Raw genomic sequence first — 22017 nt, forward strand, 5'->3', positions numbered from 1 at the left:
TAATATTTTCTTTAATAATTAACATTCAAGTCTTTTATTTATGATAATTAATTTATCTTTGCTCTTCTCAAAAATATATTATATAATTTACAATAGTAATGATTCAAAACGAGGATTTTCAAGAAGAAATAGGTAATAATCATATTGCAACTAGTGCTGTAACCCCATTAAGAAAAGATGCTTTTGATATGTCTGATGATGAAAAAATTGAACATATTAAAAAAGATGTTGAAAATATTTTGACCACTTTAGGAATGGATTTAACAGACGATAGTTTAAAAGGTACTCCTAATCGAGTGGCTAAAATGTTTGTAAAAGAAATTTTTGGTGGATTAAATCCAAATAAAAAACCTAGTTCGTCTACTTTTGAAAACAAGTATAAATATAAGGAAATGCTTGTTGAAAAAAACATAGTGGTTTATTCTACCTGTGAACATCATTTATTACCTATTGTGGGTAGAGCTCATGTAGCTTATATTTCAAATGGAACTGTTGTAGGGCTTTCTAAAATGAATCGAATAGTGGATTATTTTGCTAAAAGACCTCAGGTACAGGAGCGTTTAAATATTCAAATTGTTCAAGAATTACAAAAAGTATTAGGAACGGAAGATGTAGCTTGTGTAATAGATGCAAAACATTTATGTGTAAATTCAAGAGGAATAAGAGATATTGAAAGTAGCACTGTTACTGCCGAATTTGGTGGTAAATTTAAAGAAGAAAAAACAAGAAGAGAATTTCTAGACTATATTAAACTGGATACTCAGTTTTAATTAGAAGTGAGAATAGGAACGGTTAGAGAATTTGATGCCGAAACAAGTTTTTTTGCAAGACACTATCACTAAGAGCTGAACACTGAGTACTAAAAATTAGCCCTGATAGTAATGAAAAGCTTTTTGTGAATGAATACTATTTTTTGTTGTTCTAAAAAAGCGACCATAGAAGCTCTTTTTAGAGCTTACAAAAAAAGAATGATTTACAAAAACTTGAAATGAATAGCAGGAATAGCTTCAAATTATAAAAACAAAACAAGAAATATAAAAGGAACTAAAAATAGTATGGAATTATATAAAAGTCAAACTCTAAAAATATACAATACACTTACTGGCGAGAAAGAAATTTTCAAACCTATTCATGAAGGAAATATTGGAATGTATGTTTGTGGACCAACAGTTTACAGTAATGTTCACTTAGGAAATGTGCGTACTTTTATGAGTTTTGATGTTATTTTTAGATATTTACGTCATTTAGATTATAAAGTACGCTATGTAAGAAACATTACTGATGCTGGTCATTTAACAGATGATGGTGATGTGGAAAACGATCGTTTTGTGAAGCAATCTAGACTGGAGAAATTAGAGCCTATGGAAATTGTACAGAAATATACTGTTGATTTTCACAAAGTTTTAGATACTTTTAATTTTCTTCCTCCTACAATTGAGCCTACTGCCACAGGTCATATTTTAGAACAAATTGAACTGACTCAAAAACTAATTGAACTAGGTTTTGCCTATGAAAGTAATGGTTCTGTTTATTTTGATGTACAAGCATACAATAAAAAAGGAATGAATTATGGTGAATTGAGTAACCGAAATATTGATGAACTTTTTGCAAACACTAGAGATCTTGATGGCCAAAGTGAAAAGAAAAATCCACAAGATTTTGCGTTATGGAAAAACGCTTCACCAGCACATATTATGAGATGGAATTCTCCTTGGGGTGAAGGTTTTCCTGGTTGGCATCTTGAATGTACAGCTATGAGTACTAAATATTTAGGAGAAACATTTGATATACATGGAGGTGGAATGGATTTGAAATTTCCGCATCATGAATGTGAAGTTGCTCAAGGAAAAGCTTGCAATGGTCATTCTCCTGTTAATTACTGGATGCATACCAATATGCTTACAATGAATGGCTTACGAATGAGTAAATCAACTGGTAATTATGTTTTACCAATGGATTTAGTGGAAGGAAATAATACTTTTTTTGAAAAGAAATTTGAACCTAATATTGTTCGTTTTTGTTTTCTACAAGCTCATTACAGAAGTGTTTTGGATATTTCTAATGATGCTATGATAGCAAGTGAAAAAGGATATAGTCGATTAATTGAAGCTTATAAATTAAGCAAGAATCTTTCAGCTAGTAACACTTCTACCCTAGATATTTCAGCTTGGAAACAAAGTTGCTATGATGCAATGAATGACGATTTTAATACACCTATATTAATAGCACAGTTATTTGAAGGAGTTCGCTTTGTTAACTTAATAAATGATAAAAAAGCCAGCTTGACAGAAGTTGATTTACAACTATTAAATGAAACATTACATATTTTCTTAGCGGATGTATTAGGAATTAATTTGGATGTTTCCAATGATAGTGCCAATACCAATAAACTGGAAAATGTTGTAAACATGCTTATTGAGATGAGAAATGAAGCTAGAGCCAATAAAAATTGGGCTCTATCAGACGAAATTCGTGATCGCTTATTAGCTACTGGAATTCAATTAAAAGACGGAAAAGAAGGAACTACATTTTTGTTATAGTTTTTTCTTTATCCTATACTTATAATAAATAAGCACAATAGTAATTACTATTGTGCTTATTTTAATTAAAAAAGTAGAGTTATTTTACTAAAATAACTCTACTTTCTATTCAAACTAACCACCTATTAACTAAAATATTAGAATAAGAATTTTACTCCTACTCTTAGTCCTCCAATACTTCTACTTCCTGGATTTAAATCAAATGGATTTGCATTAAAACTAAAGCTGTTTGTGCTATCACCAGAACTTGGTTTTAATGTTGATGAAGTAATGTTTAATAATGAAAATGAAGTTTCAACTGTCATCCAACTATTAACTAAAAAGTCAAAACCTGGAGCAATATCTACACCTATTGAAGTAGTTTTGTCATCAGTAATTTTGTCTTTTCCAAATGTCATTGGTAGAGATGCTTGACCATACATGAAGAATTTACCTCCTAATCCCCAGTATTTTCTAACTAAAGGCTGAACAATAAAAGTGTTTGACTCAGCAACAGTAACTGAGCCTGCATCTGTAGTTGAGTTAATCACACCAATTCCTAAACCTACTGTTGTAGTTGGAGCAATAAAATAACCTGCTATAGGAACAATCGTGTTTGATTTAGTTTCACTTGCACCATTATCTGTTGAAGAAAAGGCTACTTGACCAGCAACCCACCAAGTTCCTTCTAAACCTTTATTCTCTTCTTGAGCATTTGCATTCAAACCTAATAATACGATACCTGCTAATAATAATTTTTTCATTTTATTTTTTAGTTTAAAAATTATGAGACAAATTTATTGTCAACAATTATTAAAAAAACTGATATTAATCATAGTTTGAATTTTATTTTCGTTGTAAAATTTAGACTTCAAAAAATATAAAATAGTACTTTTACAACTTAATAAAACATTATATGTGTAACAACCATAATCCCTTAAAAACTAATGGATTAAAAAATATATTAATCTTCCCATTTATCATGTTGGTTCGTTTTTACCAAGGTGCCATTTCTCCTTATACTCCAGCTACTTGTAGATTTGAACCCACCTGCTCCCATTATACCGTGGAAGCACTTAAAAAACATGGTCTTTTTAAAGGAGGTTGGTTAGCGATTAAACGCATTTTAAGTTGTCATCCTTGGGGAAAAAGTGGCTATGATCCTGTTCCTTAATCATGATTTTCATCTTATTCATTCCATTTCAGTTTCTTTACTGTTGTTTTCCAATAACTATCAATAATTTTATTATATTTTAACTTCTTTTACCAATAATAATCTTATTTTTACCCATCAAAAAAACAAAGTTCAATTAGGAAATCGCCTTTAACAACAAGTTTGTGTAAGCAAACTCCAATAAAGAAAATGTGATATCCCATTACCAATAAAAACAAATAATTATCTACATATGAATTACACATTAAATATGGTTTGGAATCCATCAGAAGGAATAGATTTAGGATTTTTTATGGTTCGCTATTACAGTTTAATGTTTGTCGTTGCTTTTGGCTTAGGTTGGTACATCATGAAAAACATTTACAACCGTGAAAGCATTTCTATAGAAAAACTAGATAAACTTTTTATTTATACAGTTGTAGCTACCTTACTTGGAGCAAGACTAGGACATGTAATCTTTTACCAATCGGAATTATTTCATGATGACCCATTGAGTATTCTCTTACCTATAAGCACAAAACCTACACTTCATTTTACAGGTTTTGCTGGTTTAGCCAGTCATGGTGCAGCAATAGCGATAATCATTGTGATGTTTTATTATAGTAAAAAAGTAATTCAAAAACCCATTCTTTGGATTTTGGATCGTATTGTAATTCCAGTTTCTAGTGGTGCCATTTTTGTTCGTTTAGGAAATTTCTTCAATTCAGAGATCATTGGCAAACCTACTTCAGAAGATAGTTTTATGGCAATGAAATTTATTAGAGGAGAGGAATACAATGGACCATTAGGAGAGCGAGCTATCAAAGCAAAAACGCAAATAAGCAATTCTAATGAAGCTTTTAATGCAATAGCACATGACCCCAAATTTAATGATATTTTAGAACAAATTCCTTATCGTTATCCAGCCCAACTTTATGAAGCTATGGGATATGTGGTTGTTTTTGCTATCTTATTCTATATGTATTGGAAAACAGATGCTAGAAACAAACAAGGATTGCTTTTTGGAATGTTTTTATTACTATTATGGCTAGTTCGTTTCCTTGTAGAATATGTAAAAGAAAGCCAAGGAGGTTTTGAAAATTATCCAATATTCTCCTCTCTTTCAACGGGACAATGGTTGAGTATTCCTTTTATTATAGCTGGATTGTATTTTATTTTTAGACCTAAGAAAGTTGCTTAATCAAAAATAAAATATATACAAAAACAAAGAACCATAACTTCTACTGTTATGGTTCTTCGCTTTGAGACCTAATTATAACGCATTTATAAATTAAGTAAAAAATCAATAGCAAAACAAAAAATAAGATTATTCATCTTCTGTAACTAATTCTAAACAAGGTTTTAATTGGGGATTTTGAGCAGTAAAATAAACTAACCAATTACGTAAATGTTCGACTTCATATGGCAACAATTTTTTAATAGCCTTTTTCAATTCTTTTATAAAAAGATCAAGATCAAAACTCACTTTTTCAAGTACACTCTTAGTATAATCGTATATCATTCTAGGCATAATTTAGTAGGTTAAAATTAATATTTAGATTGAAACTCAGTATAAATGTAAATCAAAAAAATTGAATAACCATAATAAAAATGTTAAAATTACCGACAAAACGATATTTTTTATCGATTAAATGCATTTTGTAAGAAGATTCTTTTTGGAAAGGCTGTTTTTTTAAAATTCAATTCTATTCAAAACATCCAAAACATAATCATGCATGACACTTCTATAATCCATGTGAGTTACCATTCGTAATTTTCCTTGCCCCATAGAAGTTATTAAAATACTCTTTTGTTTTAATTTATCTATAACTACTTTTTCATCTATACTAGGTTGTAAAGTAAAAATCACAATATTAGTTTCCACTGGTGCAACTTCTTTTACCCAAGATGTAGATGTTAGCACTTGACCTAATTCTTTTGCTCTTTGATGATCTTGAGCTAAACGTTCTATATTATTTTGTAAAGCATATAATCCGGCAGCAGCCAAATAACCCGATTGACGCATATTACCACCAAATAATTTACGAATACGAAGGGCTTTTTTTATTTCTGCCGAAGAACCAACTAAAACTGAACCTACTGGTGCCCCTAATCCTTTAGATAAACATACCGAAATAGTATCGAAGAGATTACCAAAATCTTTTGGTTGTTGATTTTTAGCTACTAAAGCATTCCATAATCGGGCACCATCTAAATGATATTTCAAATTATGTGCTACACAAACTTGCTTTATTTTTTGCAATTCTTCTAATTCATAGCAAGCTCCTCCTCCTTTATTAGTTGTGTTTTCGATGCTAACTAATCGAGTGGTCGGTGCGTGATAAAATTCTGGATCATTGATTACTTTTCGAACTTGTTCTGCCGTTATTTTACCTCTATCACCATCCACTAAATGACAAGAAACACCACTATTAGCAGCAACTCCTCCACCTTCGTATAAGAAAATGTGTGACCATTTGTCACAAATAACCTCATCAGCTGGTTGAGTATGTAATTTTATTGCTGTTTGATTTGCCATTGTACCGCTTGGAAAAAACAAAGCTGCTTCTTTACCAAAAAGTTCAGCTGTGTAACGCTCTAGTTCATTGACAGTTGGGTCCTGTTTGAATACATCATCACCTACTTCAGCTCTAAACATTGCGTCCAACATAGCTGGTGTTGGTTTTGTTACTGTATCACTAATTAAATTTATTTCCATAAAATCAAAAGGAATGTTCTATTTTTGTGACGTAAAACTACAATATTTATGCTTAATACAGAACAAGTAAAAGATATTATTGATCGCCTTGGTGCGTTAAGGAGGTATCTTTGACATCGATAGAAAACAGATTGAAATAACAAACGAAGAAGAGAAAACGTTTGCTCCTGACTTTTGGAACAATGCCAAAGAGGCCGAAATTGTTGTAAGAGACATCCGTTCTAAGAAAAAATGGGTGGACGATTACAATAAAGCAATTGAAATGTCAGAAGAGCTTCAGATTATGTTAGATTTCCTAAAAGATGGAGATATTACTGAAGAAGAAGCCGATGAATTGTATTCCAAAACCATAGCTCATATTGAAGATATTGAGTTTAGAAACATGCTCTCTGATGAAGGAGATAGTATGAGTGCTGTTTTGCAAATTACGGCTGGTGCTGGTGGAACAGAAAGCTGTGACTGGGCTTCTATGTTAATGCGAATGTATTTAATGTGGGGCGAAAAACAGGGTTACAAAATAAAAGAATTAAACTTTCAAGAAGGAGATGTTGCTGGAATTAAAACCGTAACACTCGAATTTGAAGGTGATTTTGCTTTTGGCTATTTAAAAGGTGAAAATGGAGTACATCGATTAGTGCGTATCTCTCCTTTTGATAGTAATGCAAAACGTCATACTTCTTTTGCTTCGGTATATGTTTACCCATTAGTAGATGATACAATTGAAATTGAAATTAATCCTGCTGACATTGAGATTACAACAGCTCGCTCAAGTGGTGCTGGTGGTCAAAATGTAAATAAAGTGGAAACCAAAGTACAACTGGTTCACAAACCAACAGGTATTCAAATTCAATGTTCAGAAACTCGATCCCAACATGACAACCGTCAGCGAGCGATGCAAATGTTAAAGTCTCAGTTGTATGAAATTGAATTGAAAAAACAATTAGCACAGCGTGCCGATATTGAAGCAGGTAAAATGAAAATTGAATGGGGTTCACAAATACGCAATTATGTAATGCAACCTTATAAATTAGTCAAAGACGTTCGTACTGGAGCAGAAACAAGTGATGTAGATGCCGTTATGAATGGTGATATTGATAAATTCCTGAAAGCCTATCTAATGATGATGGGACAAAAAGAGGAAGAATAAGAAATCTAAATTCTCAAAAAATAAAAAATCCAAATTCCCCTACTTTATAGAATGGAATTTGGATTTTTTTAATTTAATAATATTTCTTAAATAATTTAAAATTACTTTACAGTTTTGGGAGCACCAAAAATAGTCTTCGGTATAAAAATTGTCCCGCTATTCGCTATATCTTTTCTTTTTTAAAGAAAAAAGAAAAGGATGCCACTACTATCGGGGCTAAACAATCCCATTTTGCTGTTCTAAATAAATTCCAAAAAAAAAAATTTAATCACAACCCTCAATGCCACAACTGTCTCCTTCTGTTGTATTAATTAAAGTTACTTTAGGAGTAAAATTACCTTCTTTCCAAGTTGTTTCCAATGTTTGCAAGAATACTTCTTCTGGTTGTGCTCCTGAAATGGCATATTTATTATCAAATACAAAAAACGGGACACCTTGTATTCCTAGTTGTTGGGCCATGGCAATATCCTTTTTTACCTCTTCTGAATAGGCATCTGAATGTAATACTTCTTCAACGATTGTTTTTTCTAAACCTACTTGTTGCCCTAAAGAACTTAAGGTTTCTAAATTATTAACATCTTTCCCATCTGTCAAATAGGCTTTTAGTAATTGTTCTTTTAGTTCGTTACCTAAACTATATTTCTTTGCTAAATGCAATAAGCGATGTGCATTATGTGAATTAGCCAAAATAGCTTTTTCAAAATGAAAATCCAATCCAGATTTTTTAGCATTTTGTGTCATATTGGCAATCATTTCCTGTGCCCAAGTTTTGTCTTTACCATATTTTGCAGCTAAGTGATCTATGATATTGTCATCTGGTGAAGCTTTAAAACTAGCATCTAACTGAAAACTCTTCCATTCAATTTCTACTGCATCTTTATGTTCAAATTGCGCTAATGCTCCTTCTATCCTTCTTTTACCAATATAACAAAACGGACACATAACATCGGACCAAATTTGAACTTTAAGTGTGTTTTCCATTATCTTTTTTTTATTTGTATATACAAATTTACAAGTAACAAAATAGAAATGAAAAGGGTTTATGAGTTTATTAACTTATCCACTAATGGAAAAAGTGGTGCAATTAAGAGGGTTGTGTGGTGTGGAATAAGGATAAAAAAACGGTTCGGGTATTGCCGAAGACGGGGATTTTTAGCACCAAATTTCAATAGAAATACATAGTTCAAGTATAGCAAAAAGTTCAATAGAATTCCTTCAATCCCGCTTGTGGCAATATCTTGTTAGCAGTAGTTTTTATTTTTCCATTCGTTGATTAGTCTGGTAAAGTCATCAAGCATTAGGTCAAAATTGTAATCAAGCTTCTTTTTTTTCAGTTTGTCTGTAATTATATTTAATGCTGTTAAAGCGTATTCAGTAAATTGTTCTTTTTGTCCATGATAGCTTAATTCGCTAAACGATTTTTCAAAATGAATATCAATGTTTACTTTTCCTGTGTCTGTTCTAAAAGGTCCATATATAAATCTGTTTCTTAAATAGTATCCATTCTCTTCAATTTCTTTTTTGGAATACATTTTGTGTAATTCTTCCCATGCTTTTTGGTTAGTCAGTTTTCTGTCGCTTTCTGAAATTATATAATTAGTTTTACAATGAGCGTTGTCATAATAACTGTGAGAATGATTTATAATTATTCTGTTTATTACATTTCCATATTTTTCAGGCTGCATTTTTTCTTTTAAAAGAGGTTGTAATTCTTTATCAACGCTTTCTAGGAAAGATTTCGATTTTTCGTAACAGTTGCTTATTCCTCTTTCAAACCAAACAGGGTTTTTAGGTGTCCAATTCCTTTGGCTTTCAATCTTTATATCTTGTATATCTACTTTTGTTTCATAATTCCAAAGATTTGTTTGCTTTTTGTCGGTTTGATTTGGGCTAAAATGATAAGAAGTTCTTCCTTGCTCCATCGTAAAGCCTGTCGTTCTTTTCGACCAAATAGCATCTACAAATCTGCATTCCCCAAATTTGTTTAGGAAAAAAGTCATTGGATTTCCGTTAAAATACATTCCTCTTAATGCTTCAAGTGGTTCGTATTCGCCCCAACCTATAATTGCAAGACTTTCACAAAGTTTTACTGCTTTATTCCATTCAGATACATTTTTGTAGTCTGAGTATCGCAAAAATTCTGAAAAAAGGTTTTCCCGAAGTCTATCCTTATTGTTTAAATTTTCTAAAAAATGTTTAAGTTCCTTTAAGTCATTAATGCTATAAATTTCAGTCATTCAGCTTCGATATTTTTAATTGTGGTACGGGTTTTAAAAATTACCGCTAACGTTTTGGGCTTTGTGTTGTTGGGGCAATTGAAGCACAAATGTTCAGTTTTGCACCAAAGCTAAATTAATAAAAAAAGCTGAAGTTTGCACTTCAGCCACAATAATGTAAAGCTCTTGTTAGCGGTTCGTTGTTTTTGGGTTATAATTGTATTAAAATTTTTAACCTTTTTTATCTAATCAAACTTTATTACTACGCCCATTCTGCTGTTAGCTGTCTCGTTGCTACATTGATACGTGTAAACATATTCATTACAGAAATGAAAAGCACCAAAGCTGATTTTTCCTTTTCTGTAAAACACTTTTCAACCTTGTGCCAAAGTTCATCTGAAACTGATTCGTATTTATGCTCTAACTTGGTAATAGCTTCAGTAAGTTCGAGTGCTACCTGCTCTGATTCATCGAACATTTTTGAATCCCTCCAAGACAATACGTGTTCTATTCGCTCTCTTGATACTGGATTGTCTTTGGCTTTAACTATTGCCTCACCGATACATAATTCGCAGTTTGTAATTTGTCCTACTCTTAAACCAACATATTCGAGTAATTCGTTAGATATACCACTTTGGTATATTGGGCCCATCATTGTTTGTATGGCTGGATTTACGCCTAATACTAAGGCTGGATTTTTCATTCTTGACTCCATAATTCTATTTTTTATTTGTTTAAGCCACAAAGATATTTTGGAAATGAAAGATTTCTTTTAACAAATGATAAATAATTATTTTTTGGCCCTAATTCTACTTAATGAAACTTGAGTTATACCCAAATAATTAGACAGGTCACCTAGACTGATACGTTGAAGTAATTCATTGTTCTCACTGATAAAATTTTTATAACGTTTGGTGGCATCCTCTTCAAGCATTTCACTAATCCGTTTCATCATTCCTAATGTAGCAAATGAAAATAATTTACTAAATAATGATTCAATAGAATGATGCTTTTTGCACAATGATATTATTTTTATTTTGTTTATTGAATATACAGTTGTATCCTCTAAAGCCATAATCATGTATTTTGAAGGACGTTCAGTTAGATAGCTGCTAATTTCTGTAAACATCATATTCTCTTTAAAAAAAGTCATAATAAACTCCTTGTCTTCTTTGTCAAAATGAGATTTTGTAAGTCCTGATTTTATGAAATAGTAATGTTTACATACTTGATCTGCCTTCAAAATGAAATCTCCTTTTTTGAAATTTTTAAGTTCAAATGCATCTAAAAAATCTTCTCTTGCTGTCGTGTCAAGTAGTGTGATTTTGCTTATATATTCTAAAATTTCTTTCATATTTCGTGTCGCTCTACAATGACCGCTAACTAGTATATATCCGCTACTTTATAGCGCATATACAACCATTTGTATGACCATGCGATATTTATTTAATTTTATTCCTACAAACCTAAACTATCTTTTTTACACCCACAATACGTATTTATACATATTTTTCATGCTTTTTTATCAGTATAAATACTTACAGAAGGTAAAATAGGGGGCAAAAATGTTTTACAAGGTGTGTTTTGTTTGTTTACTTTTTGTAAAAATAGAATGCTTTTTTGAGTTTGTTTTACGGGTTGTCGTAAAGGGTGTTTTTTTTGTGGTGTGTGTTTTTGTTATTTGTTTCTTTGAGTGAGAGATTACGTTGTGGTGGAGTTAGGAAACTTCACTAAGCGGGAATAGCTTTAATTTACTTTAACCATTTCAATATCATTTGGAATACTATATTTAGGTAACCCATGATAGGCTTCATTATTGGTTTCTCCATACATTGATTGTCTCATATAAAGATTAAATTTAATTTTATCAGGTTGCCCAGATACTGATGGTAATTTTTTTATTATACAATCTGGGTAAAAGTATTCTCCACCTTGCTTTTTAACACCACCACCAAAAATTTGAAGATCATAAACTGTTTTAGTTACTCTGCCATAATCGGTAATATTCCCATCAAGGATTATACCATCCATAGTACTAAAATTAGGATCTTGATACCAAGGGGATGTAAAAGTCAAATTATCATTTAAGAATTTTTTATACTGTAAAACGATACCATCTTCATAGAAATTGAAATTTAGATTAGTATTTATGTAATGATACCTTACTACTTTAGTTAATATGATTTGAAATTTTTCATTTCCATTCACATATTCCCAAGTACCTACAAAACTATCTAAATAATTAGGGATGTCTTTATAATAATAATTTCCAGAACTTTTATAATCATTAGGTAAAGTTCCATTATCAGCACCCCAAACTATAGGTATTTGACTTATGCATTTACACGAAAATAACATGAAAAGTAATAATATATTAAATTTTAAAATTCTTTTTTTCATAAAACATTTAAACCATTAATTGTTATCAACAGACCGCAATATCATAACGGTTAAGCCTCTATTTTTGTAACAAAAAAACATACTCAAGCTCTAGATTGATTTTTAAATTTTACAAATACAAAATGGCTTTTGGTTTTAACTCAAAAACTGTTATTAAAACATATCACTGTACAAGTAATTTTAATTTATCTTAACCATTTCAATATCATTTGGAATACTATATTTAGGTAAACCATCATAGGCTTCATTATTGGTTTCTCCATACATTGATTGTCTCATATAAAGATTAAATTTAATTTTATCAGGTTGCCCAGATACTGATGGTAATTTTTTTATTATACAATCTGGGTAAAAGTATTCTCCACCTTGCTTTTTAACACCACCACCAAAAATTTGAAGATCATAAACTGTTTTTGTTACTCTGCCATAATCGGTAATATTCCCATCAAGGATTATACCATCTTTTGATCTGAAATTAGGATCTTGATATATTGGAGATTCAAAAATTAAACTATTATTGACAAATTTTTTATACTGTAAAACTATACCATCTTCATAATAGTTTAAATTGAATTTCGTGTCTATTTGATGATACATTACTACTTTAGTTAATATGATTTGAAATTTTTCATTTCCATTCACATATTCCCAAGTACCTACAAAATTATCTAAATAATTAGGGATGTCTTTGTAATAATAATTTCCAGAACTTTTATAATTATTAGGTAAAATTCCATTATCCGCTCCCCAAACTATAGGAATTTGACTTACACTTTTACATGAAAAGAGCATGAAAAGTAATAAAATATTGAGTTTAAAAATTGTATTTTTCATATTAGAATTCTTTAATTATTTTAGTTATTACAAGGGGTTTCCGTAAAACTAAAAACTCCATTATTTTCTGTTAAGTTTAATTTTTTCCATTCACCAAAAGTATCGGCATTTCCTTCATATAAATCTACACCTATATCTTGATCTTGCATAAAGCGAAGAAAACCTGTAACTTGTTCATCATGAGTAGAAGTAGGTAAAATATTATATCCTTCAGGGTCTTGAAAAATATCATTCATATATTTTTCTGCTTCTTGTTTAGTCCAGCTTCCATAATCCACACAAAAGGCTTGCAATTTAGTTAAATTGTTAATTTTAAGCGAAAATAGTCCTTTATCTGTAATAACAAATATAATAGATTTTTTTGGAGTTTCGCTTCTATTCGGATTTTGAAGATGTGTTTCTAATAATCCATTAAGCATCAAATTAGCTAAATCTTCAGGAGTAAAAATACCAATCTGTGTATTAATTGTTGCAATATGGTTATGAGCTGTTCCAATTGATTTAAATAGGTTATCGAGGTCTGCTATTGTTGTGTCTGCATAAGGATAAGTTACATTACCATCATCATCACCTTCAACAATTTCTGAAAAAGCATCCGCTCCATATTTATCTCTTATTATAAAACCTTTTTCTTTTGTACCACTAATATTGCTTTTAAGCGTTTGCATATTAGTAGAAAATTGCGGTTTTTCAATTACTTTACTTATTTCATTACAAGGATTATTTCTTACATTAGTAGCAATTGTTGGAGTTGTAAGTACAGGATCTTGAGTGTCTTCAAAACTGTTATCAGGGTTAGGATTAGTATTGTCGGGAGAACCTGTAGAGTTTCCTGTACCAGAAGAACCTCCTGTAGGATTACCATCTCCGCTACCAGTTGGAAAACCACCACCTGGATTTGTAAGGTCATCTCCATAATTACCACCTCCAGAAGTATCTTGTCCACATGGACCCCAAGAGTAAATAATTTGTTCTTTATAAAGTGTAAAGCTACCATTTGCAAAGTAAGGACAAAAAGCTCCACCTAAAACGTCATCTAAATTATGATGTTCTGTTCCTGGGCAAGTATTTCCTGGTATTATTGTTTCAGTTAAACACATTCCTTCCACACTTCCTCTACTTAATAATGAACTTGTATTTATAATATTGTTTGATAGAGGTATTATGTTTAACTTGTCAATAATATTTGGATTTTCTCCATTAGATAATTGATCTAGTTCTAGTTCATTTATATTATATTGAGCAATAAATAAATTATATCCTAAACTATCATTTTGATTAATAATAAGATTTTCTAAAAGATATTGTGAATTTTGTCTTATTATTTGAAAAGTATAGGAGTGTTTCCCGTTTTCGTTTTCGATAAAATAAGCAAAATCGGTGTCAACATAAAAACTATTATCGTTTGAATATACAAGTTTTTCTAATGTTTGTTGTGAAGTATTGGTAAATTTACCTAACTTCTCCATTAAATTTTTATTTTTCTTGAATTGATTAAAATTTACTTTAGATACTTTTAGTTGTTGCTCTGAATTATGGTTCGATTGGTAATCAGAAATTTTTTCTTCATATTCACAATTTGTAAAAGTGAATAAAAGCACCCCTATAAATACAAAGAGCGAATGTTTCCTCATTTTTTTTGTCATGGACATTCTAATTTAACTTAATATTTGTGTTTAATTTTCAAAAAAATTACTGCTCATAAGTATAAATACACCTACAATTATGATGTAAATATTTATTTAATTTTATTCCTACAAACCTAAACTATCTTTTTTACACCCACAATACGTATTTACACGTATTTTTCATGCTTTTTTATCCGTATTTATACTTACTTAAGGTAAAATAGGGTTCAAAAAAAGTGTTTTACAAGGTGTATTTTGTTTGCTTTCTTTTTGTAAAAATAGAATGCTTTTTTGGGTTTATTTTACAGGTTTCCGTAAAGAGTGTTTTTTTGTTTAGGATTTAAATAAACAAAAAAACTGTCCAATTGATTAGACAGTTTTAAAAAAAAAGAACACAAGTAATTTAGTTTGTTGTCTTAAGTGTTTTAATCTCTTTTTCTATTTTTCCAAAATCATAGAAATAAAAGTTCTTAGCATCATTCATAGCTACAAAAAGTCCTTTTGGATATTTGCTGCCTAATGGAGAAGTTACTACATCACAACCATCTGTTCCAGTTGTAGTTAAATTAACAGCTTTAATAAAAGCATTCGTTTCGCGATCAAAAACGTTAAATTGTCCTCTTTGTTGATCAGAAACAATGATGTAGCCTTTCTTACTTGCTGTTTTTGCTATGGCAATTCCTTCTATATCACTAGCAAATTTATCCATTCCAAAAATGGCTACTTCTTGATTTCCTTTTTCTGGCTCTGCATAGTATTTTCTAATACCGTGTTGCTCATCTGAATAATAAATATAACCCATTTCATTATCTACTGCTATGGCTTCAATTTCTTTTTTACCACTAAAGTTTCCAAATTTTCTAGCCAACTTCATTTTCACACCTTCTGAAGTAGCTTGTAGTTCATACTGGTATAAATAATTTTCTTTTGGTCCTGTTTTTCTTCCTACAATAAAATATACTTTTTGATTTACTGGTGAATGATAAATGGCTATTCCCATAGGAGCTTTAAACTCGAGATTTGTTTCTTCTTCAAAAACTTTAAAACCACCATTGTCTAATGGTTTCATATCGGGAACAGAAAATACACGCACCTGATTTTTCTCTCTTTCGGTAAAAGCAATGATGTCAACTTTTGTAGAATCGTTAATGGTGAAACCATAAGTTAAATCAACATTATTAGGCCTTTCTATATTTCTAATGGTTTTTTCTTCTATTATTTTTCCATCTAAATCAAAGGCATAAATAGCTCCATTGGTTTCTTTATCAGTTCCAAAAATGATACTTTTTGAAGCATCTATAGGGTTTACCCAAATTGCTGGATCGTCTGTATCATTTATAGTAGTTTCTGTAATTACATCTGGTAAAATGGGTGTTAGATTTAATTTTTCTTCGCAACTGTATAACGCGATTAAAGTCGCTATGTATATTATTTTTTTCATATTTCTTCAATTATTGAAAATCTTTTGAATTTGATTTCCCTTTTAATTACTTAGTTTTAATTCTCTTTATTAGTATAATGGGTGTCAGGTATAAAAAAATAGTTGGTCTGAGTGTTCCAAATTAGGTACTTCTATTTAACAGACCTTTAATATATTTTTATATTTTAATCCAGTTAATACAAGTCATATTTTAATCCGAATGTTAATCGTTGACCATAATATTCTGCTTGTTGAGTGCGAGATTTTATTGATTGATAATAACGTAAAGGTTGATTTGATATGTTTTTTACATCTGCATACAATCTTAAGCTTTTTGTTAATGTAACACCTATATTAAAATCTAAAAATAATTGTTGGTCATAATATCTATCTTCAAACGCATTCCCTCCTATTTCGTCAATATATGCATCAGAGAAATTGACTGAGAAACGAGCAGTAAATAATTTATTAGCATACCCTAAAGAGGCATTTACCATGTTAGGAGATGTATTTGGTAAATCCAAATCTTTACGCTCTTCTCCATCCTCATTTCTAATACCGTCTGCTTTTGATTTTAAATAAGTATAATTCAAATATATACTAAAGTTTTTAGCAAATCCTGGTAAAAAATCCAGTTGTCTTTGAAAAGCCAACTCAGCACCAAAAATACTAGCATTTTCTCCATTTAAAGGTTGGTAAACTCTAAAACCCGTTGTGCCTACACCATAAACATCTGAATCAACATCTGTTTGAAATTGATAAATAAAATTATCTATTTCTTTATAAAAAATACCTCCAGAAAGAATTCCGACATTTTTAAAGTAATATTCTCCTAAAAGATCAAAATTCATGGAAGTAGTAGGCTTTAAATTTGGATTTCCAATAAAAATCTCCTCATCGCTAGTAACTACATCTAAAGTAGGAATTAAATCTACATAATTAGGTCTGGAAATAGTATTTGTCCAAGCTAATCTAAGGACTGTATTTTTTGCTGGTGTATATTTAAAATGAATACCAGGTAATACATTTGTATAATTATTTTTCTCGGTTATTTTCCCTACTAAATCATCTTCGTTGTCAATTTCATTTCCGGTAGCTTCTAAAGAAGTTGTTTCTACCCTAACTCCGACTAAAGCATCAATATTTTCAGTTAATTTTTGATTTGTCATAACATAACCTGCCCAAACATCCTCTTTTACATCAAAATTAGCTCTTAAAAACTCTGACGGTATCGATTCTCCATTAACTAAGTTTAATGCTCCAAGCCAATTTGCATCTACATAACTACCTAAATGATATTGATTTCCTACTAAAAAATCATCATTTGAAAAATCTTTTATTCCAGTAAGATTCATGGTAGGATATGCATCTTCTAAATCGTATTCGAAAAAATTATTGTCTCTACTTTTACTTTTAAACCTTCCTCTTGCTCCAAATTTAATTTTCCCATTTCCATTTCCAAAAAAATCAACTGGTATTTCAAAGTGAGTAAAGAAATTCACATCTTTTTCTTCAGTATATTGATATTCTTCAGTAATTTTATCAAACTCAAAATTTTCAAAATCATTTTCATCCGTAGCAAATTCGCCATATAATAATGGAAAATCTGAATTTGAAAAATCATTTACAACAGAAAATTCTGTTTGATATGTTGCATAACGCTCATTTTTTCTTTCTTCTGATGCTCTTGCAAAAGAAACCATCCAATCGGCTTTTACTTTTCCTAAAAAGTGTTTTCCTCCTAATGAATAATTTTGCATTCTTTGATCTTCTAATCGTTTACTTTTATTTCTACCATTATCTATTCCTCCTTTTGTTTCTTTAGTAACTTCAGCTGGAAAACGAGAAGGAATTCCATCTGTTATGGCAAAATCTCCTATTTCAATATCTTCAGCATCAAGCATTTCATATGCAGTTCTATATCTATTTTCCCTATCATCTCTCCAGTTATACATAGATTTAAAATACACATTATGATTTGGATTTATTTGATAATCTAAATTAGCAGAAAAACTTCTTCTAATTCTTTGCACAAGGTATTTTCTAATCTCAAAAGAATTGGTATAAGGTTTTACATCTACACTTTCAAGAATAGGTTCTCCATCTACATCATCAACTCCTGTATAGTATTCAAATTCATCTGTCCATTCTGCCTCAATATTATCAGAGCCAAAATCTGTATCGTTTACAGAAGCGGAAACCATCCAACCTAATTTTTTATCCTTAGTTCGATCACCTAATAATAGGGAACCATTTAATATTCGTTTATTATTAATAAAGCTTACTCCCGAACCAAATGTACTAGACAATCTAAATGTTTGAGGAGCTGTTGCTGTTACTAAATTTACAGAACCACCAAGTGCATCAGCATCCATATCTGGTGTTACTGTTTTTGTTAGTTCTATTGTTTGTATCATATCTGAAGGAATTAAATCCATTTGCACGTTTCTGTTATCTCCTTCTGCAGATGGAATTCTACTTCCATTTAAGGTTACAGAATTTAATTGTGGAGATAGACCTCTTATAATAATATTACGTGCTTCCCCTTGATCTACTTGCATTGTTACACCAGAAATGCGTTTTACAGCATCACCAATATTAGCATCAGGAAATTTACCAATCTGATCTGTAGAAACTACATTGGTAATATTGATATTATTTTTTTGAGTATTCAAAGCTTTTGCTTGTCCGCTTAAACCATAAGAAACAACTTCAACTTCGTTTAAAACTAAACTTTTTATTTTCATTTGAATAGTAAGTACAGTAGTTTGATGTGCTATTACTTCTACATCTTGTTCTATATCTTCATATCCTAAAAAGGTAGCCTTAATTTTATAAGTTCCAGAAGGAATTGATAGTATTGAAAATTTACCATCAAAATCGGTTACTGCTCCTTTTTTCAGAGACTCAATAAGAATATTTGCTCCTGGCAAATAGAAATTATTTTCATCGATAATATTTCCTGAAATAGAACCATTCTGTGCATTCAATTTTAGCGTTGCAACTATCAGAAACAACGTTACAAAAAGCCATTTTAAAAAGTACTGATTTTTCATTTATATTTTTTTTACATTCATGGCAAATGTATAATAGACAAGGATTTAATATCTTTTTATGAGAGCAACAAATAGGAAACAAATATTTTTTATAAGGTTACAAAAAGGCAACAATAATAATTCCTTTACATTAATCTAACGATTAGTAAAAACCATAAGTTTGTTCTTATAATTCTAATAAAAAATTGACCAATTCTTTCTTAGAATCAATCGGCATTTTTTTTCTAAATCGGTGTCTAGCTACTCGAACACTATCTGGTGTTACTCTCAAAATAGAAGCTATTTCTTTTGAAGATAAATTGAGACGTAGTAGTATGCCCAATTTCAATTCGGCTGGTGATAAACTTTCTGTAGCAATAGTGGATAGTTTTTTAATAAAATCGGGATGAATTTCTTGAAAAAAAACAGTAAAATCTTCCCATTCATTTTCTTGTTGAAGTGTAAAATCTATTTCATTGAAAAGTTCTTTTATTTTAACATCATACAGTTCATTCTTTCTACTTACAATATTTTTTAATTTTAATGAAAGTTCTGATAGCATTTTATTTTTTTGAGCAATATGCAAGCTGTATCTTGACAATGTTGCTGTTTTTAATTCTAAATCTCTTTGTAAATTCTTTTCTTCTATTAATTTTTTCTCTAACTCAGCTTTTAATGTTTGTTGTTTATAATTTTGAATTTTTAAATTAGCTTTTCGCTTTTTTCTATAATAGATAAAAACAATAATTAATAGAAGTAAAGAAAAAATACCTAAAATTAATACTACCTTTTGATTCGCTTTATTTACTCTATTCTTTTCCTGAAGTAATTTAATTTCATTTTCTTTCTGATTTAGTTTAAAATCGGTTTGTAAAAGATGTACTAAATTTTTATTTTCATTTGTAGTAGCAAGTTCTTTGTGTTTTTCTGCTGTGAGTTTGTATTTATAAGCTATTTTATAATCTTCTAATATTGCATAGGCTTTTGCTAAATCCTTATTAGCACTTTCTAATAAATGATTATCATTTATTACAGTTGCAATTTCAAGTGCTTTTTGAGTGTAAATAATTCCTTTTCTTACTAAACCTTTTTTTCTATAAATATCTCCTATATTATTAAGAACATTAGCTTCTTCTTTTGAGTGAGAATCTTTTAAAATGACTAAGGCTTTTTCGAAAAAAAAGAAAGCTTCATTAAAATTTAATAAATCTTCATAAATACTGCCTATGTTTTCATATACAATAGCAATTTCAAACTTGTCTTTTATTGGGTCAAAAAACAATAAACTTTCATTTGCAAATTGCAAAGCTTCTTTATATTTCGCTTGCTTTTCAGCATTTGCTCCTAGTAAACTTAAAGAAATGGCTTGTCCTTTTAAATAATTTATATGTTTTGAAATAGTTAATGCTTCTGTAAAGAAAGTTTGTGCTGTATCATATTTATGCATAGCATTATTTACTTTTCCTATGTCATTATTAATCCATACATATAAAATACTTTTTTGATTTTTCTGTGCAATTTTTAAGGCATCATTGTAATAGACTAATGCATTGGCATACAAACCATAATTAGTATACACTTCACCTAATTTCATCATTTGAGATGCTATACCTTCGTCATTTTTTCGTTTGATTTCAGTATTTAAAGCTTCTTTTATGGTTTGCAGTTTTCTTTCTATAGAATCTTTTTGAGCAATAAGGGAAGTGGTAAAAAATAGCAATAACAAAAAACGACTCAACATTGTTTTTGATTAAAATTAACTTACAAAAAACAATTATTTTTATTAAGTAGTAATAAAGCTAAGGTTATTTTATAGTTATAAAAATGATTGTGATAAAAATATAGAATTAAAATTCCTGAAGAGAAGAAAATACTATTAGAAAATAATAGCAATTGTAACAATAATAAGAAAGTGATAACTAGATAAAAATCTTCTTATTAAGATGTATTAATCAGTTATTTCATTGCATTTTAGTATCCTGTTTATCTATACTACTAGGCGATTCTTATTATCTTTTCCATTTTTCGTCCTTTTGCTAATTCATCCACTAATTTATCCAAATATCTTACTTGCTTTGTTAATGGGTTTTCAATTTCCTCTATTCGATAGCCACAAATTACTCCTGTGATTAAGTGAGCATTTGGATTTAATTTGGCTTTCTTAAAGAATGTTTCAAAAGTTACTTTCTCTTCAATTAGTTCTTGTAGTTTTTTGTCATCAAAATTAGTCAACCACTCTATTACTTGATGTAATTCTTCTTTTGTTCTGCCTTTACTAACCACTTTAGTAATATAGTGTGGATAAACCGAGGCAAATGTCATTTTTGCTATTCGCTCATCGTGTTCGGGTGTTGTTTTCATACTATTTTATTCTTTCTAATTGTCCTTTTCTTTTTACAATGTTTTTATAATCCCATTGTATTTCTCTTGATTTTTGTAACCACCTTTTTATGTCAACCAAGTCAATTTGATCTATCAAAGTATAACTAATGGATGCGTCTTTAAATTTACCAGTACCTTTTTTAAGTTTTTCTTCATCAAAATCTACACCACTCCAGAACATTAATCGAATACAATCCTTCAGTTTACTATAACCCACAATTGGATTTCCATCTAAAAACCAAACAGGATGAGCATGCCAAATTTTACTTTCTGCTTCAATCAATTCACTGTTAATTGTCATTGCAAGTAAGTCGCAAATTTCTTTATCAACTGTAGCTTGTTTATTGTTATATATTTGAATCTCTTCTGTCATATCTATTTTATTATGTGATAGTTACTATTATTACTAAAATCAATCTGTGGAAAAAATTAAGCTTTATTTATAACAAATATATAGAAATTGTTGTTAAAAAAACAGGAGGTTTCACCTCTTAAATAATATAATGTTTCACAAGAATTTTCTGTAATGAGTTGTACATTTTTAGTTTAAAAGATGTTATAACC

20 protein-coding genes are annotated in these 22017 nt (G+C 29.9%); 5 read left to right on the forward strand and 15 right to left on the reverse strand.

The features are described 5' to 3' along the window. Positions 1 to 98 precede the first annotated feature (98 nt). On the forward strand, positions 99 to 770 hold the full coding sequence (folE, locus tag ACULEV_RS10535) for a GTP cyclohydrolase I FolE (RefSeq protein WP_445455015.1): 672 nt from the start codon (positions 99 to 101) through the stop codon (positions 768 to 770). 285 nt (positions 771 to 1055) lie between these two features. Continuing rightward, a complete protein-coding gene (gene cysS / locus ACULEV_RS10540; protein WP_445455016.1) occupies positions 1056 to 2540 on the forward strand; it encodes a cysteine--tRNA ligase in 1485 nt (494 codons plus the stop codon). Positions 2541 to 2677: 137 nt separating this feature from the next. Here cysS and ACULEV_RS10545 read toward each other — a convergent pair whose 3' ends face one another. Further along, positions 2678 to 3283: a hypothetical protein gene (locus ACULEV_RS10545; RefSeq protein WP_445455017.1), complete on the reverse strand. Its 606-nt coding sequence runs from the start codon at positions 3281 to 3283 to the stop codon at positions 2678 to 2680. A gap of 152 nt (positions 3284 to 3435) precedes the next feature. On the opposite strand from ACULEV_RS10545, the gene yidD reads away from it, so the two are divergent. Then, a complete protein-coding gene (gene yidD, locus ACULEV_RS10550; RefSeq protein ID WP_445455018.1) occupies positions 3436 to 3693 on the forward strand; it encodes a membrane protein insertion efficiency factor YidD in 258 nt (85 codons plus the stop codon). A 232-nt stretch (positions 3694 to 3925) separates the two neighbouring features. Further along, on the forward strand, positions 3926 to 4873 hold the full coding sequence (gene lgt / locus ACULEV_RS10555) for a prolipoprotein diacylglyceryl transferase (protein WP_445455019.1): 948 nt from the start codon (positions 3926 to 3928) through the stop codon (positions 4871 to 4873). A gap of 126 nt (positions 4874 to 4999) precedes the next feature. On the opposite strand, the gene ACULEV_RS10560 is transcribed toward lgt, so the two are convergent. Continuing rightward, the gene (locus ACULEV_RS10560; RefSeq protein WP_140964022.1) at positions 5000 to 5203 is read right to left on the reverse strand and encodes a hypothetical protein; all 204 of its coding nucleotides are present in this window, start codon (positions 5201 to 5203) and stop codon (positions 5000 to 5002) included. 162 nt (positions 5204 to 5365) lie between these two features. Continuing rightward, positions 5366 to 6391, reverse strand: a complete 1026-nt coding sequence (locus tag ACULEV_RS10565) for a threonine aldolase family protein (RefSeq protein WP_445455020.1) — start codon at positions 6389 to 6391, stop codon at positions 5366 to 5368. Positions 6392 to 6439: 48 nt separating this feature from the next. Here ACULEV_RS10565 and prfB point away from each other — a divergent pair. Then, positions 6440 to 7538 (forward strand): peptide chain release factor 2 gene (gene prfB / locus ACULEV_RS10570; RefSeq protein ID WP_445455021.1). Its coding sequence is split into 2 segments (ribosomal slippage): positions 6440 to 6502 and positions 6504 to 7538, totalling 1098 coding nucleotides; the frame shifts between segments, so codons are not numbered across the junction. A gap of 264 nt (positions 7539 to 7802) precedes the next feature. Here prfB and ACULEV_RS10575 read toward each other — a convergent pair. The 12 genes from ACULEV_RS10575 to ACULEV_RS10630 form a co-directional block, all read right to left on the reverse strand. Next, complete coding sequence (locus tag ACULEV_RS10575) at positions 7803 to 8519, reverse strand: DsbA family oxidoreductase (protein WP_445455022.1); 717 nt, start codon at positions 8517 to 8519, stop codon at positions 7803 to 7805. A 260-nt stretch (positions 8520 to 8779) separates the two neighbouring features. Then, entirely contained in the window at positions 8780 to 9775 is a 996-nt protein-coding gene (locus ACULEV_RS10580) for a hypothetical protein (protein ID WP_445455023.1), read from the reverse strand. Between the two features lie 241 nt (positions 9776 to 10016). Continuing rightward, positions 10017 to 10457, reverse strand: a complete 441-nt coding sequence (locus ACULEV_RS10585; protein WP_445455024.1) for a carboxymuconolactone decarboxylase family protein — start codon at positions 10455 to 10457, stop codon at positions 10017 to 10019. Positions 10458 to 10544: 87 nt separating this feature from the next. Next, positions 10545 to 11108: a Crp/Fnr family transcriptional regulator gene (locus ACULEV_RS10590; RefSeq protein ID WP_445455025.1), complete on the reverse strand. Its 564-nt coding sequence runs from the start codon at positions 11106 to 11108 to the stop codon at positions 10545 to 10547. A gap of 392 nt (positions 11109 to 11500) precedes the next feature. After that, entirely contained in the window at positions 11501 to 12154 is a 654-nt protein-coding gene (locus tag ACULEV_RS10595; RefSeq protein ID WP_445455026.1) for a DUF6705 family protein, read from the reverse strand. A 180-nt stretch (positions 12155 to 12334) separates the two neighbouring features. After that, complete coding sequence (locus ACULEV_RS10600) at positions 12335 to 12988, reverse strand: DUF6705 family protein (RefSeq protein ID WP_445455027.1); 654 nt, start codon at positions 12986 to 12988, stop codon at positions 12335 to 12337. A 20-nt stretch (positions 12989 to 13008) separates the two neighbouring features. Next, a complete protein-coding gene (locus ACULEV_RS10605; protein WP_445455028.1) occupies positions 13009 to 14622 on the reverse strand; it encodes a hypothetical protein in 1614 nt (537 codons plus the stop codon). Between the two features lie 397 nt (positions 14623 to 15019). Next, positions 15020 to 16057 carry a phytase gene (locus ACULEV_RS10610; RefSeq protein ID WP_445455029.1) on the reverse strand — a complete coding sequence of 346 codons (1038 nt, stop codon included), beginning with the start codon at positions 16055 to 16057 and terminating at the stop codon, positions 15020 to 15022. A 173-nt stretch (positions 16058 to 16230) separates the two neighbouring features. After that, positions 16231 to 19092 carry a TonB-dependent receptor gene (locus ACULEV_RS10615; RefSeq protein WP_445455030.1) on the reverse strand — a complete coding sequence of 954 codons (2862 nt, stop codon included), beginning with the start codon at positions 19090 to 19092 and terminating at the stop codon, positions 16231 to 16233. A 166-nt stretch (positions 19093 to 19258) separates the two neighbouring features. Then, on the reverse strand, positions 19259 to 20812 hold the full coding sequence (locus ACULEV_RS10620) for a tetratricopeptide repeat protein (protein WP_445455031.1): 1554 nt from the start codon (positions 20810 to 20812) through the stop codon (positions 19259 to 19261). A gap of 254 nt (positions 20813 to 21066) precedes the next feature. Continuing rightward, positions 21067 to 21432, reverse strand: a complete 366-nt coding sequence (locus ACULEV_RS10625; protein WP_445455032.1) for a DUF2200 domain-containing protein — start codon at positions 21430 to 21432, stop codon at positions 21067 to 21069. Between the two features lies 1 nt (position 21433). Continuing rightward, positions 21434 to 21826 carry a DUF1801 domain-containing protein gene (locus tag ACULEV_RS10630; RefSeq protein ID WP_445455033.1) on the reverse strand — a complete coding sequence of 131 codons (393 nt, stop codon included), beginning with the start codon at positions 21824 to 21826 and terminating at the stop codon, positions 21434 to 21436. Between the last annotated feature and the right edge of the window lie 191 nt (positions 21827 to 22017).

It is taken from the genome of Flavobacterium sp. HNIBRBA15423, from assembly GCF_052655965.1.